Genomic DNA, 15,692 nt, shown 5'->3' on the forward strand with positions numbered 1-15,692 from the left:
GAATAAGCTGACACCCAAGTCAGATTATGATGGGGATTATTCACGGTTGTCCTACGCACCGGATGCGTTAATATCAAGGCGTGTTCAGGGACGACACAGGTGCTCAGGATCGAGCGCCCAAAAGGGATATCGCAGTGACGCGATTCATCAGGACGATGACAGGGATAAAAGGGACAGGGAAAGGTGGGCGGCTCATTACCGCCCCTTTTTTTGACTTTTTTTTGAGGTCGAGAGCGAGTGGCCAGCCGCGCCGTCCGGTGTCACGCACGCCTGCGCGGCAGGCGTGGCGGTCGCTATCAGCTGGCACGAGGCAACGAGCGTGCCCTAGCGCTCCAGGTCCTTGATCTTGCCTTTCACGCCGTCGAACGCTTCAGCCTCGGGCAGCGCATCCTTCTTCTCGGTAATGTTCGGCCAGACTTCGGCCAAGTCCACGTTCAGCTGGATGAATTCCTGCATGTCCTCGGGCACTTCATCTTCGGAGAAGATGGCTTGGGCCGGGCATTCAGGCTCGCACAGTGCGCAGTCGATGCACTCATCCGGGTGAATCACCAGGAAGTTCGGGCCTTCGTAGAAGCAGTCCACCGGACAGACTTCCACGCAGTCGGTGTATTTGCACTTGATGCAGTTGTCGGTGACGACGAAGGTCATTTCTATTTCTCTCCTCAGGCGGCGGCAGCGAAGCCCTTCACAGGGCCGCTTGGTTTGGGCAGGTCAGCCGCAGACCAGGCTAAAAGCCATTGGCATTCCCAAACCGCGCGGGATTCTATCAGCTTGTAGGAATAAGCGTTAGACCCGGTTCTTCAGTGCATAGAGCAATTCGATCGCTTGCCGCGGGGTCAGTCCATCGATGTCGGTCTTGGCAATCTGTTCCAGCACCGGGTGCGGCAGGCTGGCAAACAGGTCAGCCTGATGGGGCTTCGCTGTCTTGCCGGGCATGGACGTTGGGGTTTCATGGGGCAGGCTTGTGGTTTCCAGACGGCTCAGGTGTTCCTTGGCGCGCAGGATGACTGCGGCCGGTACCCCGGCCAATTGCGCGACCGCCAACCCGTAGCTCTGGCTGGCAGGGCCAGCCAGCACATGGTGTAGAAAAACGATGCGCTCGTTGTGTTCGGTGGCGCTCAGGTGCACGTTGGCCACCAGTGGCTGGCTTTCCGGCAGCACGGTCAGCTCGAAGTAGTGAGTGGCGAACAAGGTATAGGCGCGCAGTCCGGCCAGGCATTCGGCGGCAGCCCAGGCCAGCGACAAGCCATCGAACGTGCTGGTGCCGCGGCCCACTTCGTCCATCAGCACCAGGCTGCGCTCGGTGGCATTGTGCAGGATGTTCGCGGTTTCGCTCATCTCCACCATGAACGTCGAGCGGCCGCCAGCCAGGTCATCACTGGAGCCGATTCGGGTGAAAATACGGTCCACCAGCGACAACTCGCAACTGGCCGCTGGCACGAAACTGCCGATGTGCGCCAGCAACACGATCAAGGCAGTCTGGCGCATGTAGGTGGATTTACCGCCCATGTTCGGACCGGTGATCACCAGCATGCGGGTGCTGTCGTCCAGGCTCAGGTCGTTGGCCACGAAGGGTGTGGTGAGCACTTGTTCCACGACCGGGTGGCGACCCTGGTTGATACGCAGGCACGGCTCGTCGACGAAGCGGGGGCAATTGAGGTCCAGGTTCAGCGCTCGCTCGGCGAGGTTGCTCAGCACGTCCAGTTCAGCCAGCGCCGCGGCGGTGTCCTGCAGTGGCGGCAGATGGCCGATGAGGTTTTCCAGCAACGCTTCGTACAGCGATTTCTCACGGGCCAGGGCACGGCTCTTGGCCGACAGCGCCTTGTCTTCGAAGGCCTTGAGTTCAGGGGTGATGAAGCGCTCGGCACCTTTGAGCGTCTGCCGCCGGATGTAGTCCGCCGGGGCTTGTTCGGCCTGCTTGCTGGGCAGTTCGATGAAGTAGCCGTGGACGCGGTTGTAACCCACTTTCAAGTGGGACAGGCCCGTACGGGCTTTTTCCCGGGCTTCCAGGTCGATCAGGAACTGGCCGGCGTTCTCGCTCAGCGACAGCAATTCGTCCAGCTCGCTGTCGTAGCCGGTTTTCAGTACGCCGCCGTCGCGGATGACGGCGGGCGGATTGTCGACGATGGCCTTGGCCAGCAGATCGGCCAGTTCCGGGTAGGTCCCGGCAATGGCCGCCAGCTGCGCCAGGTGCGGCGCTTCGAGTTCGGCCATTGCCACCTGCAGTTCGGGCAGGGCGGCCAGCGCATCGCGCAGTCGCGCCAGGTCCCGCGGTCGGGCGTTGCGCAGGCCGATTCGCGCGAGAATTCGCTCGATGTCGCCGATTTCCTTGAGCTGCGGTTGCAGGCTTTCGAAGCGGTAGCCCTCGAGCAGGCAGCCGATGGAGCCCTGACGCGCCTGCAACACCTTGAGGTCACGCAGTGGTCGATTGAGCCAGCGGGTCAGCAGGCGGCTGCCCATGGCAGTCTGGCAGCGGTCGATGACCGATTGCAGGGTGTTGTCGCGTCCGCCGGCAAGGTTGGTGTCCAGCTCCAGGTTGCGGCGACTGGCGCCGTCCAGCACCACCGTGTCGTCCAGCCGTTCGTGACGCAGGCTGCGCAGATGGGGCAGGGCAGTGCGCTGGGTTTCCTTGGCGTAGCCGAGCAGGCAGCCGGCGGCGCCGATGGCCAGCGTCAGCTTCTCGCAGCCGAAGCCCTTGAGATCCTGGGTTGCGAACTGCTGGCACAGGCTCTTGTGCGCAGTGTCCCGTTCGAAGTCCCAGGGCGCCCGGCGGCGCGAGCCCTTGCGCTTTTCCGCCGGCAACCCTTGCGGCCAGTCATCGGGAATCAGCAGTTCGACCGGGTTGATCCGCTCGAGCTCCGCCAGCAGGTTTTCCCATCCCGCCAACTCCATGACCATGAAGCTGCCGCTGGTGATGTCCAGCACCGCCAGGCCAAACAGGCGCTCGTCGCCCAGCACGGCCGCGATCAGGTTGTCGCGGCGCTCGTCGAGCAGTGCTTCGTCACTGACCGTGCCGGGCGTGATGATCCGTACCACTTGCCGATCGACCGGCCCCTTGCTGGTGGCCGGGTCGCCGATCTGCTCGCAGATCACCACCGACTCGCCCAGCTTGACCAGTTTGGCCAGGTAGCCCTCGGCGGCATGGTAGGGAATACCGCACATGGGGATCGACTGCCCCGCCGACTGTCCACGGGCGGTCAGGGTGATGTCGAGCAATTTGGCAGCCTTCTTCGCATCCTCGTAGAAGATTTCGTAGAAGTCGCCCATGCGGTAGAACATCAACTGGTCGGGATGCTGATTCTTCAGCTTCCAGTACTGCTGCATCATCGGGGTGTGGTTAGAAAAATCGGACATTCAAGGACTTAGCTCGCGGGTGTCTTGGGGACGTAAGGCAGGCGCCAATAGTACAGGGATTTTTTTCACCATGTAGGACGTTGGCACCGGTTACGCGGTGGCACGATTGCCCTTCGGGCCGGTCATACGCAGGCACGTCATGGCGACTTTTGACCTGCATGGCAGGAGGGCGTAGCCTCATCGGCCGCCTGATCAAGGAGCTGTTATGGACGCCTCGACCTCACTCTCTGCCGAACTCGGCCAGCGCCTGCTTGCCCTGGGCGCCCAAGCCACCACGGCGGAGTCCTGCACGGGAGGCGGTATCGCCGAGGCGATCACTCGCATCGCCGGCAGTTCGGCCTGGTTCGAGGCCGGCTACGTCACTTATTCCAATGCGCAGAAAACCGCTCAGCTGCAGGTTCCGAGCGAGCTGTTCGAGCAGGTCGGGGCGGTCAGCCGCGAAGTGGTCGAAGCCATGGTGCGCGGTGCTCAGGGCCACAGCAAAGCGCGCTTTGCGGTGGCGGTCAGCGGCGTTGCCGGCCCCGGCGGCGGCTCCGCTGAAAAGCCTGTCGGCACGGTATGGCTGGCCTGGGCTGACGGTGCGCAGACGTTTTGTCGACGCGAGCAGTTTGCCGGCGACCGCGAGGCCGTGCGCCGGCAAACCGTCGTGGCAGCCCTGCAGGGTTTGTTACACCTTGCCACTGGAGAAAAACCATTTCAGGGGTAGGCGAGGGGCATGGTGTGTGGAATAATACTGGCTACTTATACAGGTGTTATGGCCGTCAGGCCTTATTGATTACGTGAGGACTTCAATGGACGACAACAAGAAGCGTGCCTTGGCTGCGGCCCTGGGTCAGATCGAACGTCAATTCGGTAAAGGCGCTGTCATGCGCATGGGTGACCACGAGCGCCAAGCGATCCCGGCCATCTCTACCGGTTCGCTCGGCCTGGATATCGCGCTGGGTATCGGTGGTCTGCCAAAAGGCCGGATCGTCGAGATCTATGGCCCGGAATCGTCGGGTAAAACCACGTTGACGCTGTCGGTCATCGCCCAGGCCCAGAAGGCCGGTGCAACCTGCGCCTTCGTCGACGCCGAGCACGCGCTGGATCCCGAGTACGCCGGCAAGTTGGGCGTCAATGTCGATGACCTGCTGGTATCCCAGCCGGACACCGGTGAGCAGGCGCTGGAAATCACCGACATGCTGGTGCGCTCCAATGCGGTTGACGTCATCATCGTCGACTCCGTCGCTGCACTGGTACCCAAGGCCGAGATCGAAGGCGAGATGGGCGACATGCACGTCGGTCTGCAGGCACGCCTGATGTCGCAGGCACTGCGCAAGATCACCGGTAACATCAAGAACGCCAACTGCCTGGTCATCTTCATCAACCAGATCCGCATGAAGATCGGTGTGATGTTCGGCAGCCCGGAAACCACCACCGGTGGTAACGCGCTGAAGTTCTACGCATCGGTTCGTCTGGACATTCGCCGGACCGGCGCGGTCAAGGAAGGCGACGAAGTGGTGGGCAGCGAAACCCGCGTCAAGGTCGTCAAGAACAAGGTGGCACCGCCATTCCGTCAGGCTGAATTCCAGATCCTGTACGGCAAGGGCATCTACCTCAACGGTGAAATCGTCGACCTGGGTGTGGCCAACGGCCTGTTGGAGAAATCGGGCGCCTGGTACAGCTATCAAGGTAGCAAGATCGGTCAGGGCAAGGCCAACTCGGCCAAGTTCCTGCAAGACAACCCCGAGATCAAGGCCACCCTGGAAAAGCAGATCCGCGACAAGCTGCTGACCGGCGGTACCGACAAGGCTGCAGCCGACAAGGCTTCCGCGACTGCACCGGCAGCCGATACGGCTGAAGCTGAAGCCGATTTCTGATCAGCCTCATGCCACCTGTCGTATTGGATACACCCATCGCCGTGCGACGGTCTGCCATGGACCTGCTCGCACGTCGCGAGCATGGTCGAGTCGAGCTGACGCGCAAATTGCGTCAGCGCGGCGCCCCTCCCGAAATGATCGATACCGAGCTTGATCGTCTGACCGACGAAGGCTTGTTGTCGGAAGCACGCTACCTGGAAAGCTTCATTCGCTATCGGGCCAACTCCGGCTACGGGCCCGCACGAATACGCGAAGACCTGACCCAGCGCGGTTTGCAGCGCGCCGATGTCGAGCAGGCACTTCGTCAAAGCGGATTCGATTGGGCGGTGCAGCTACGCGAGCTCTGGGAGCGCAAATTCGCTGCCAGGCTTCCCGTTGAACTCAAGGAGCGCGCCCAGCAGACGCGTTTTCTGGCCTATCGGGGCTACCCGATGGAGCTGATTTCTCGTCTGCTCAACGGCAAGGATCTGGACTGATCTCTTCTGCCGGTGAGGCAGCGGTGTTCGTCGAGTAGCACCGCTACATTTCCTGGAGTATTACTTGCCGCAGTCCTTGGCAGTGTAGGACTGGCTGCCGATGGCGCGATTGGTCTTGTATTCGGTGAAGTCATAGCGCATCACGGCGCCCTGTGCCATCAGATCACGAAAACCCTTGTTGCGACATACGCTTGCGCCCAGTTGCAGGTAAACGGTTTTGGGGTCGCGGCGCATCTCGTAGGCCTGGCTTTCGCGAACGCTCAGGTGATTGACCAGTTGGTTGCCTTCGACGGTGAAACCCTGATCGAGGATGTCTTCATTGATTGCGCGCGGTGTACCCACACTGCTTTGCTGAGCCACTTTCTGCAGGTTTTTCGACAGCTCCAGTTCCTTCAGCGATGCAGCGTGGGCGGCCAGCGGCAAGGCAAGCAGCAAGGCGAGGGACGGGGCGATAAAGCGCAGCATGAAACACTCCTGGGCAAAAAGCCGGGCAAGACAAGTGGGCGTAAGACCCGCCAATGGCGCAGGCGTTCACCCACCTCTGAGGGTAGCCGATTATACGGCGCGGCACGTCGGCTCACCATCGACATCGTTCCGGAGCCAGCTCTGTTAGAATCCGCGCCCCCAGACTCTACCGTGATCCGCAATGAGCCATGCCGTTTCCCGTCTGCGCGCCGAGCGCCTGGCGCGCAGTACCCAGCCATTTACCGCACGGGGTTCGCGCGCGCCTCGATGCCCGCGTTGCCGAGTCATTCCGCAGTACTGCCTGTGCGCGTGGCGTCCCAATGTCAACGCACGGTCGGCCATGTGCCTGCTGATGCATGACGTGGAACCCATGAAGCCGAGCAACACCGGCTGGCTGATTGCCGACGTGATCGCCGACACCCACGCCTTCATGTGGTCGCGCGTAGCCGTCGACCCGCGGTTGCTTGCACTTTTGGAGGATCCACAGTGGCAGCCCTATCTGGTCTTTCCCGGAGAGTTCGTCGAGTCGCAGCGGGTAACCAGCAGCGTGGCGCCGCAACTCGGTCGACGGCCTTTGTTCATACTGTTGGACGCTACCTGGACCGAAGCGCGAAAGATGTTCCGCAAGAGTCCGTACCTGGCCTCGCTGCCGGTGTTGAGCCTGGCGCCCGAACAACTGTCGCGCTACACCTTGCGCCGCTCCAAGCGCGACGATCACTTCTGCACCGCCGAGGTGGCGGCGCTGTGTCTGGAGCTGGCCGGCGACGAGCAGGCGGCGCGCGTACTGGATGCCTACCTCGATGTGTTCAGTGCGCATTACCTGGCAGCGAAATTCCAGGAGCCAGTGGACGAGACCGATGCGGCGCATCGGTTTCTGGCCGACTATCTATAATCCTGGCGGCGACGCGGGCTCTGGCCATGGAGTCGCTTGACCACCATGGCCGGGGTCGGCATTCTTGGCGCCGAATCGGGCGGATACTGTCCGAACGGCTTCATTTCCTGGAATCCTGTGATCGATGGCCACTTACGAAATCCTGATCGCCGACGACCATCCGCTGTTTCGCAGCGCGCTGCATCAAGCCTTGACCATGGGTCTGGGCGCAGAAGTGCGTCTGGTAGAGGTGGCGAGCATTGCCGAGCTCGAAGGGCGCCTGGACGAAAAGGCCGACTGGGACCTGGTGCTGCTGGACCTGAATATGCCCGGCGCCTACGGTTTTTCCGGGTTGGTATTGCTGCGCGGCCAGTATCCGCACATACCCGTGGTGATGGTTTCGGCTCAGGAAGACGCCTGGGTCATGGTGCGCTCGCGTGAATTCGGCGCCAGTGGCTTCATTCCCAAGTCCAGTTCGCTCGAAACCATTCAAGCGGCCGTACGCGAGGTGCTGGATGGGGAAGTCTGGTGGCCGCCGCAGGCATTCGAGGCGGTCAGCGTTTCGGCGGAAGCCAAGGCCGCCAGCGAGGGGCTTGCCAGCCTGACGCCCCAACAGTTCAGGGTACTGACCATGGTGTGCGAAGGTTTGTTGAACAAGCAGATCGCCTACGAGTTGAGCGTGTCGGAAGCCACCATCAAGGCCCATGTAACAGCGATCTTTCGCAAGCTCGGCGTGCGTACTCGCACCCAGGCTGCCCTGCTGTTGCAACAATTGGAGTCAACCTCCGCCAACTGAGCTGCACTGTCACGCCTTTTTCACGCCGAACGTTTCATCGTCGGCCGTCTTCCTTTCCTGGATCGTCGCGCATGTCACCTTTCAAGGGCCAGACCGGCCTCAAACGTATTCTCAATGCTACGGGTTACTCCTTCGATGGTCTGCGTGCAGCCTTCACTGGCGAAGCGGCGTTTCGCCAGTTGGTGTTGCTCAACGTCGTGCTGGTGCCGCTGAGCTTTTTGTTGCAGGTCAGCCGCGTGGAGCGCGCGGTGCTCATCGCGGTGTGCCTGCTGGCGTTGATCGTTGAATTGCTCAACTCGGCGATCGAGGCGGCTATCGATCGCATCTCGCTGGAGCGTCACCCATTGTCGAAGAATGCCAAGGACATGGGCAGCGCAGCTCAGTTCGTTGCCTTGAGCATGATCGTGCTGGTGTGGGCGGTGATTCTGCTTTGACCGATGCCTGGCTCAGGCGATGTCGGGCAGGACGATCTCGTCACTGCGCTGCGCGCCGGCGGTGAAGGCGCGGCACAGGTCGAGAAACTCGCGCATGGCCGAGGTCTGGTACTTGCGTTTGTGCCAAATGAAATAGAACTGCCGCGCCAGATCCAGCTCGGGCGTGTGCACCGGCACCAGGCTGCCGCGCCGAAAGGCATCACGCAGTGCCAGCCGGGAAATGCACCCGATGCCCAGCCCGGACTCCACGGCGCGCTTGATCGCTTCGGTGTGTTCCAGTTCCAGACGGATGTTGAGTGCCAGGCGATGGTGACGCATGGCCTGGTCGAATGTCAGGCGCGTGCCCGAGCCCTGTTCGCGCAGAATCCACGCCTCCTGGGTCAGCAAGGCCAGGCTGGCGCTGGGCACCGAAGCCAATGGATGCCGTGGCGCACAGAACACCACCAACTCGTCTTCGACCCAGGGTTGCACCTCGATGTCTGGATGGCTGCAGTCACCCTCGATCAGCCCCAGGTCGATTTCATAGTGCGCCACCTGCTGAACGATGTTCGCAGTGTTCTGGACATGCAGCTTGACCTGGCTTTCCGGGTGCACCTGCATGAAACGGCCGATCAGCAGAGTGGCCAGATAGTTGCCGATGGTCAAAGTCGCGCCCACCGCCAACGAACCGAATCCTGACTTGCCGTTGAGCAGGTCTTCGATTTCCTTGGCCTGGTCGAGCAGGGCCACGGCCTGGGGCAGCAGTTGATGACCCAAGGCGTTGAGACTCAGGCGCTTGCCGGCGCGGTCGAACAACTGACAGCTCGATTGCCGTTCGAGCTCGGTGATCGAGGTGCTGGTCGCCGACTGCGACAGCGACAGCAGGTTGGCGGCGCGTGACACGCTTTCCTGCTGGGCCACGGCGACGAATACCTGCAATTGACGAAGTGTGAATCGCATATCTATATAACCGATTACCCATATCTTAATAATCCATTTAACAGATATTGTTGAGCCCCGTAAACTATTGCGCAATCGCGCCCCTGTCAGGCGTACGCTTTTTCTAGGAGCCCCGTACATGAGCAACATGAACCACGAACGTGTACTCAGTGTTCATCACTGGAATGACACCCTGTTCAGCTTCAAGTGCACCCGCGATCCGGGCCTGCGCTTCGAGAACGGGCAGTTCGTGATGATCGGCCTGCAACAACCCACTGGCCGCCCGCTTATGCGCGCCTATTCGATCGCCAGCCCGAACTGGGAAGAGCATCTGGAGTTCTTCAGCATCAAGGTGCCCGATGGCCCGCTGACCTCGCAGCTGCAGCACCTGAAGGAAGGCGACGAGATCATCATCAGCAAGAAGCCCACCGGCACGCTGGTTCTCGATGACCTCAAGCCGGGCAAGCACCTGTATCTACTGAGCACCGGCACCGGCCTGGCGCCGTTCATGAGCGTCATCCAGGACCCGGAAACCTACGAGCGTTTCGAAAAGGTCATTCTTTGCCATGGCGTGCGCTACGTGAACGAGGTCGCCTACCGCGAGTTCATTACCGAGCACCTGCCGCAGAACGAATTCTTCGGCGAGGCACTGCGCGACAAGCTGATCTACTACCCCACCGTGACGCGCGAGCCGTTCGAGAACGAAGGCCGCCTGACCGATCTGATGCGCAGTGGCAAGCTGTTCAGCGACATCGGCCTGCCGCCGATCAACCCGCAGGACGACCGTGCCATGCTGTGCGGCAGCCCGAGCATGCTCGACGAAACCAGCGAAGTGCTCAACAGCTTCGGCCTGACCGTCTCGCCGCGCATGCGCGAGCCGGGTGACTACCTGATCGAGCGCGCCTTCGTCGAGAAGTAAGCGGCTGGCCAGCACCATGAAAAAACCGCCCTCGGGCGGTTTTTTTGTGGGCGATGCGCAGGCTCAGGAGAGCACCACTTCCAGCACGCAGATGCAGTCGGGGCGCGGGTAATGCCAGCGCACGTCCACATCCCAGAACCGGGCACCGTATTCGCGCTCGGGGGCAGGCTTCTGGTAGGCCGGGCGCGGATCCTGGGCCAAGCATTGCTCGATCAACGCCACCAACGGCTCACCCAGGCGCATGGCATGCGTCCTGGCTTGCGCCAGTCCCGCGTCCAGCCACTGCACGGCAATGGGCTCGGGCGCGGCGCTGGCGATGGCGTTGACGGCAGCAGGCACGTTGTCGGCATAGGGCACGTAGGGTTTGATGTCCAGCACCGGCGTGCCGTCGAGCAAATCGATGCCGGAGAGGTGCAGGCGCGCGCCTTCGACCTTGTCCAGGCGGACCACCGATTGACCGATGCCATTGGGCCGATGGGTGGCCCGCGTGGCGAAAACGCCGATCGACTTGTTGCCGCCCAGGCGCGGCGGACGGACCTTCAAACGCGGCTTGTCTTCCAGGGCCTCATGGAACAGGAACAGCAGCCATACATGGCTGACCTGTTCCAGGCCCTGCACGGCCTCACCCTGATCGAACGGTGGCAGCAGCTCCAGCACGCCGCGCGCGGCCGGCGCCAGTTGCGGCTGGCGCGGAATGGCGAATTTTTCCTTGAAGCAGGAGCGGATAAAACCGATGGGTTCGACGCTATAGGCCATGGGGCTCAGCCGCGGACTCGCAGAGTCAGGCCCTTGAGGAAGTTGCGCAGCAACTGGTCGCCGCACGCACGGTAGTTGTTGTGGCCGAACTTGCGAAACAAGGCGCTCAGTTCAGGTTTGGACACCGGAAAGTCGACCGACTTGAGCACGGCGTGCATGTCGTCTTCCTTGAGTTCGAAGGCCACGCGCAGTTTTTTCAAGACGATGTTGTTGGTGACCGGCAGCTCGACCGCCTGGGCGGGGCGGGTCTCGTCGCGACCGCGGCGATAGATCACCAGGCCATCGAGAAAATGCGCCAGGACAGCGTCCGGACAATGCACGAAGCCTTCTTCTTCGTCCTTCTTGGTGTAGCTGATGACGTCGGCCTTGCTGATTTCCAGTCCGCCCAAAGCGGTGATGTCGGCAACCTTGCCGTCGCTGATGTCGAGCATGTAGCGCACGCTGCGCAGTACATCGTTGTGGATCATGGTGTGTATCCTGGTTGAACGACGCTGCCCAGGCAGCGCCGGAAAAAGAGAGGGTTCAGAATTTTTCCTTGGTCGTCAGGTAGCGCCACTGGCCCAGGGGCAGCTTGCCCATCGACACACCGCCCACGCGAATGCGGCGGATCGAGACGATCGTCAGACCGACACTGGCGCACAGTTGCTGCAGCACCCCGGGTGCCGGGTTCTTCAAGGCGAAGCGCAGGCGTGTCTCGTTCTGCCAGCTGGCTTTCACCGCCGGCAGCGCCTTGCCCTTGTACATCGCGCCATGATTGAGGCGGTTGAGGCCGTGGGGGCTGATCTCGCCGGTGATTTCCACCACGTATTCCTGTTCGATCTTGGCCGCATCGGCGGTCAGCTTGCGCAGGGTCTTCCAGTCCTGGGTGAAGATCTGCAGGCCGCTGGCATTGGCAGGCAGCTCGGCCGCGCAGCTCAGGCGCAGGAAGTGCCCCTTGAGCGGACGCTTGCCGAAGCCGTGCTCGCTGGACAGGGTCTGGGCGTTGAGCGTAGCCAGCGCGTCTTCGGCACTCTGTCCCGGTGCCTGGTGCAGCAACAGGGTCACCGGCTCCGGTGCTTCGGCCTTGGCCTGAGGATCGAGCTCGACCTTCTGTGCGTCCACCTTGAACTGCGGTTCGTCGACCACCACGCCGTCAACGGACACCCAGCCGCCTTCGATGAAGAGTTCGGCCTCGCGGCGGGAACACCCGACCAGTTCGATGAGGCGTTTGGAAAGACGAGTGGGTTCAGACATGACTGCGGCCGTAGCAAGGAAAGGGCGCTAGTGTAACTGCCTGGAGGCGGTTAAGCCCGCGCAGATTGCCCGGCGTCTGGCGCCTGCGGCTGGCGTGGCGGCGAACCGGGCCGGTCGCCGCCGTCTTGCCTGTCGAGCCAGGGCAGCTCGAATCAGGCCAGTTCGGCCCACAGATCGTATTCGTCGGCATCGACGATGGTGCACCAGACCTTGTCGCCCGGTTTGAGGTGGGTGGCATCGTCGATGAACACGTTGCCGTCGATTTCCGGGGCGTCGAAGAAGCAACGGCCCACCGCACCCTGTTCCTCGACTTCATCGATCAGCACTTCCACGCGCTTGCCGATGCGCATCTGCAGGCGTGCGGCACTGATGGCCTGCTGGTGCGCCATGAAGCGGTCCCAACGGTCCTGCTTCACGTCGTCGGGGACGATGGCAGCGTCCAGCAGGTTGGCAGGCGCGCCCTCGACCGGCGAATACTGGAAGCAGCCAACGCGGTCCAGTTGCGCCTCGCTCAGCCAGTCCAGCAGGTACTGGAAGTCTTCTTCGGTCTCGCCGGGGAAGCCGACGATGAAGGTCGAACGGATGATCAGGTCCGGGCACTGCTCGCGCCACTTCTTGATCCGCGCCAGGGTCTTGTCTTCGAAGGCCGGGCGTTTCATGGCCTTGAGCACTTTCGGGCTGGCGTGCTGGAAGGGGATGTCCAGGTACGGCAGGATCTTGCCGGCGGCCATCAGCGGGATGATGTCGTCGACGTTGGGGTAGGGGTACACGTAGTGCAGGCGCACCCAGACGCCCAGGGTGCTCAGGGCTTCGCACAATTCGAGCATGCGTGTCTTGACCGGGCGACCGTTCCAGAAGTCGGTCTTGTACTTCACGTCCACCCCATAGGCACTGGTGTCCTGGGAGATGACCAGCACTTCCTTGACCCCGGCCTTGACCAGGCGCTCGGCCTCGCTCAGCACATCGCCCACCGGACGGCTGACCAGCTTGCCGCGCATCGAGGGGATGATGCAGAAGCTGCAGCTGTGGTTGCAGCCTTCTGAAATTTTCAGGTAGGCGTAGTGACGCGGCGTCAGCTTGATGCCCTGTGGCGGTACCAGGTCGATCAGCGGGTTGTGGTCATGCCGAGGCGGCACCACCTGGTGCACCGCGTTGACCACCTGCTCGTACTGCTGCGGGCCGGTGACCGACAGCACGCTGGGGTGCACCTTGCGAATGGCATTCTCTTCCACGCCCATGCAGCCGGTGACGATGACCTTGCCGTTCTCCTTGAGCGCTTCGCCGATCACTTCCAGGGACTCGGCCTTGGCGGTATCGATGAAACCACAGGTGTTGACGACCACCACGTCGGCGTCCTCGTAGGTGGACACCACCTGGTAACCTTCCATGCGCAACTGAGTCAGGATTCGCTCGGAATCGACCAGGGCCTTGGGGCAACCCAGCGAGACGAAGCCGACCTTTGGAGCGGCCGACGAAGGAGTGGTGGACATGGCTAACCTCGGTATCGATAGGGCCTCGTGGGCCACACAGGTGGGCGCTGGGTACGCCTCTGATCAAAAAGTGCGCAATTCTAGCGATGGCTGGGTCGCTTGACCAGCATTATGCGAGGAATTGCGACGAGTGCTGCGCTATGCTTCGCCGCATCTCGCCACATGGCGTTACAAATCACGGGTGCGGGAGTGGTCGATGGTTCAGGCAAGCAGTAACGGCAATGGCGGACATTCGGCGGCCCGACCGATCGGCATGCTGGTGGCAGCGGTCGGTGTCGTTTATGGCGACATCGGCACCAGCCCGTTGTACACGCTCAAGGAAGTCTTTTCCGGGGGCTATGGCGTGCCCATTTCCCACGACGGGGTGCTGGGCATCCTCTCGCTGATTTTCTGGTCGCTGATCTGGGTCGTCTCGATCAAGTACATGCTGTTCGTGTTGCGCGCCGACAACCAGGGCGAAGGCGGCATCATGGCCCTGACGGCGTTGGCGACGCGTGCCACCGCCTCGCTGCCCAGGCTGCGTGCCTTGATGGTGGTGTGCGGGCTGGCCGGTGCCGCGCTGTTCTACGGCGACAGCATGATCACCCCGGCGGTGTCGGTGCTTTCGGCCATCGAGGGCATGGAACTGGCGTTCGATGGCCTGGAGCGCTGGGTGGTGCCGATGGCGCTGGTGGTACTGGTGGCGCTGTTCTTGATCCAGAAGCACGGTACACAACGCATCGGCAAGCTGTTCGGGCCGGTGATGGTGGTGTGGTTCCTGGTGCTGGGGCTGCTGGGTGCCTACGGGGTATACCAGCACCCCGAAGTGCTCAAGGCGTTCAATCCGGTCTGGGCAGTGCGCTTCTTCATCGTTCACCCCGGCATGGGTGTGGCGATCCTCGGCGCCGTGGTGCTCGCGCTGACCGGCGCCGAGGCGTTGTATGCCGACATGGGGCATTTTGGCCGCAAACCGATTGCCCGTGCCTGGTTCATTCTGGTGCTGCCTGCCCTGGTGCTGAACTACTTCGGCCAGGGTGGCCTGCTGCTGGAAAACCCCGAAGCGGCGCGCAATCCGTTCTTCCTGCTGGCGCCAGGCTGGGCCCTGGTGCCGCTGGTGGCACTGTCCACCCTGGCCACCGTGATCGCATCGCAGGCGGTGATCTCCGGCGCGTTCTCCCTGACCCAGCAGGCCATCCAGCTGGGCTACATCCCGCGCATGCACATCCAGCACACGTCGAGCAGCGAGCAGGGGCAGATCTATATCGGCGCTGTGAACTGGGCGTTGATGGTTGGCGTGGTGCTGCTGGTGATCGGTTTCGAATCCTCCGGTGCGCTGGCCTCGGCCTATGGCGTCGCCGTCACCGGGACCATGTTGATGACCACCATCCTGGTGTCGGCCGTGATGCTGCTGCTGTGGAAGTGGCCACCGGTGCTGGCCGTCCCGGTTCTGCTGGGTTGCCTTCTGGTCGATGGCCTGTTCTTCGCCGCCAACGTGCCGAAGATCATTCAGGGCGGTGCGTTTCCAGTGCTGGCGGGAACCGTGTTGTTCATCCTCATGACCACCTGGAAGCGCGGCAAGCAACTGCTGGTCGAACGGATCGACGAAGGCGGGTTGCCGCTGCCGATCTTCATCGGCAGCATCAGCGTACAGCCGCCGCATCGCGTCCAGGGCACGGCGGTGTTCCTTACTGCACGTTCCGATGCCGTGCCCCACGCGTTGTTGCACAACCTGCTGCACAACCAGGTGTTGCATGAGCAGGTGGTGCTGTTGACGGTGGTCAACGAAGACACACCGAGGGTGCCCATTGCACGTCGGTTCGAGGTGCAGAGCTATGGCGAAGGGTTCTTCCGGGTCATTCTGCATTACGGCTTCATGGACGAACCGGACGTGCCCGGCGCCCTGGCCCTGTGCGATCTGCCGGAGCTGGACTTCAGCCCGATGCGCACCACCTATTTCCTCAGCCGCGAGACGGTGATCGCCTCCAAGTTGGCCGGCATGGCGCGCTGGCGCGAGCAGTTGTTCGCCTTCATGCTGAAGAATGCCAATGGCAACCTGCGCTTCTTCAAACTGCCGGTGAACCGGGTGATCGAACTCGGTACGCAGGTGGAGATGTAGGTTCGGTGTAGGCCGCACAAAAAAAA

16 protein-coding genes are annotated in these 15,692 nt (G+C 62.1%); 8 read left to right on the plus strand and 8 right to left on the minus strand.

Annotated elements, in window-relative coordinates; translation table 11 throughout:
- Window positions 1-324: 324 nt before the first annotated feature.
- Together fdxA and mutS are read right to left on the minus strand one after the other, a co-directional pair.
- Entirely contained in the window at window positions 325-648 is a 324-nt protein-coding gene (fdxA, locus tag IFT75_RS00605) for a ferredoxin FdxA (RefSeq protein WP_122476533.1), read from the minus strand.
- Between the two features lie 138 nt (window positions 649-786).
- Window positions 787-3,354 carry a DNA mismatch repair protein MutS gene (gene mutS / locus IFT75_RS00610; RefSeq protein WP_192052808.1) on the minus strand — a complete coding sequence of 856 codons (2,568 nt, stop codon included), beginning with the start codon at window positions 3,352-3,354 and terminating at the stop codon, window positions 787-789.
- A gap of 205 nt (window positions 3,355-3,559) precedes the next feature.
- Between mutS and IFT75_RS00615 the strand changes: the two genes are divergently transcribed.
- The 3 genes from IFT75_RS00615 (at window position 3,560) to recX (ending at window position 5,689) form a co-directional block, all read left to right on the plus strand.
- Entirely contained in the window at window positions 3,560-4,060 is a 501-nt protein-coding gene (locus tag IFT75_RS00615) for a CinA family protein (protein WP_122476529.1), read from the plus strand.
- Window positions 4,061-4,145: 85 nt separating this feature from the next.
- Window positions 4,146-5,213, plus strand: coding sequence for a recombinase RecA (gene recA, locus IFT75_RS00620; RefSeq protein WP_122476527.1), 1,068 nt, complete (start codon window positions 4,146-4,148; stop codon window positions 5,211-5,213).
- A gap of 8 nt (window positions 5,214-5,221) precedes the next feature.
- Window positions 5,222-5,689: a recombination regulator RecX gene (gene recX, locus IFT75_RS00625; protein ID WP_192052810.1), complete on the plus strand. Its 468-nt coding sequence runs from the start codon at window positions 5,222-5,224 to the stop codon at window positions 5,687-5,689.
- Between the two features lie 60 nt (window positions 5,690-5,749).
- Here the strand turns inward: recX and IFT75_RS00630 are convergent, their stop codons facing one another.
- Entirely contained in the window at window positions 5,750-6,154 is a 405-nt protein-coding gene (locus IFT75_RS00630; RefSeq protein WP_122476523.1) for a PA3611 family quorum-sensing-regulated virulence factor, read from the minus strand.
- A 181-nt stretch (window positions 6,155-6,335) separates the two neighbouring features.
- Between IFT75_RS00630 and IFT75_RS00635 the strand changes: the two genes are divergently transcribed.
- From IFT75_RS00635 to IFT75_RS00645, 3 genes are all read left to right on the plus strand, one after another.
- Window positions 6,336-7,046 carry a tRNA-uridine aminocarboxypropyltransferase gene (locus IFT75_RS00635; RefSeq protein ID WP_192052812.1) on the plus strand — a complete coding sequence of 237 codons (711 nt, stop codon included), beginning with the start codon at window positions 6,336-6,338 and terminating at the stop codon, window positions 7,044-7,046.
- Window positions 7,047-7,170: 124 nt separating this feature from the next.
- A complete protein-coding gene (erdR, locus tag IFT75_RS00640; RefSeq protein WP_122476520.1) occupies window positions 7,171-7,821 on the plus strand; it encodes a response regulator transcription factor ErdR in 651 nt (216 codons plus the stop codon).
- A 71-nt stretch (window positions 7,822-7,892) separates the two neighbouring features.
- The gene (locus IFT75_RS00645) at window positions 7,893-8,255 is read left to right on the plus strand and encodes a diacylglycerol kinase (protein WP_122476519.1); all 363 of its coding nucleotides are present in this window, start codon (window positions 7,893-7,895) and stop codon (window positions 8,253-8,255) included.
- Between the two features lie 12 nt (window positions 8,256-8,267).
- Here the strand turns inward: IFT75_RS00645 and IFT75_RS00650 are convergent, their stop codons facing one another.
- Window positions 8,268-9,194, minus strand: coding sequence for a LysR family transcriptional regulator (locus tag IFT75_RS00650; protein ID WP_122476517.1), 927 nt, complete (start codon window positions 9,192-9,194; stop codon window positions 8,268-8,270).
- A gap of 118 nt (window positions 9,195-9,312) precedes the next feature.
- On the opposite strand from IFT75_RS00650, the gene fpr reads away from it, so the two are divergent.
- Complete coding sequence (fpr, locus tag IFT75_RS00655) at window positions 9,313-10,092, plus strand: ferredoxin-NADP reductase (RefSeq protein ID WP_122476516.1); 780 nt, start codon at window positions 9,313-9,315, stop codon at window positions 10,090-10,092.
- A gap of 63 nt (window positions 10,093-10,155) precedes the next feature.
- Here fpr and tsaA read toward each other — a convergent pair whose 3' ends face one another.
- From tsaA to rimO, 4 genes are all read right to left on the minus strand, one after another.
- The gene (tsaA, locus tag IFT75_RS00660) at window positions 10,156-10,848 is read right to left on the minus strand and encodes a tRNA (N6-threonylcarbamoyladenosine(37)-N6)-methyltransferase TrmO (RefSeq protein WP_192052814.1); all 693 of its coding nucleotides are present in this window, start codon (window positions 10,846-10,848) and stop codon (window positions 10,156-10,158) included.
- Between the two features lie 5 nt (window positions 10,849-10,853).
- Window positions 10,854-11,315, minus strand: a complete 462-nt coding sequence (locus tag IFT75_RS00665) for a DUF1456 family protein (protein WP_192052816.1) — start codon at window positions 11,313-11,315, stop codon at window positions 10,854-10,856.
- Window positions 11,316-11,370: 55 nt separating this feature from the next.
- Window positions 11,371-12,081: an rRNA pseudouridine synthase gene (locus IFT75_RS00670; RefSeq protein WP_185794280.1), complete on the minus strand. Its 711-nt coding sequence runs from the start codon at window positions 12,079-12,081 to the stop codon at window positions 11,371-11,373.
- Between the two features lie 152 nt (window positions 12,082-12,233).
- Window positions 12,234-13,571 carry a 30S ribosomal protein S12 methylthiotransferase RimO gene (rimO, locus tag IFT75_RS00675; protein ID WP_122476509.1) on the minus strand — a complete coding sequence of 446 codons (1,338 nt, stop codon included), beginning with the start codon at window positions 13,569-13,571 and terminating at the stop codon, window positions 12,234-12,236.
- Between the two features lie 196 nt (window positions 13,572-13,767).
- On the opposite strand from rimO, the gene IFT75_RS00680 reads away from it, so the two are divergent.
- The gene (locus IFT75_RS00680; RefSeq protein WP_122476508.1) at window positions 13,768-15,666 is read left to right on the plus strand and encodes a potassium transporter Kup; all 1,899 of its coding nucleotides are present in this window, start codon (window positions 13,768-13,770) and stop codon (window positions 15,664-15,666) included.
- Window positions 15,667-15,692 lie beyond the last annotated feature (26 nt).

Source organism: Pseudomonas sp. CFBP 8758, assembly GCF_014841725.1.
Taxonomy (GTDB): Bacteria; Pseudomonadota; Gammaproteobacteria; order Pseudomonadales; family Pseudomonadaceae; genus Aquipseudomonas; species Aquipseudomonas baltica.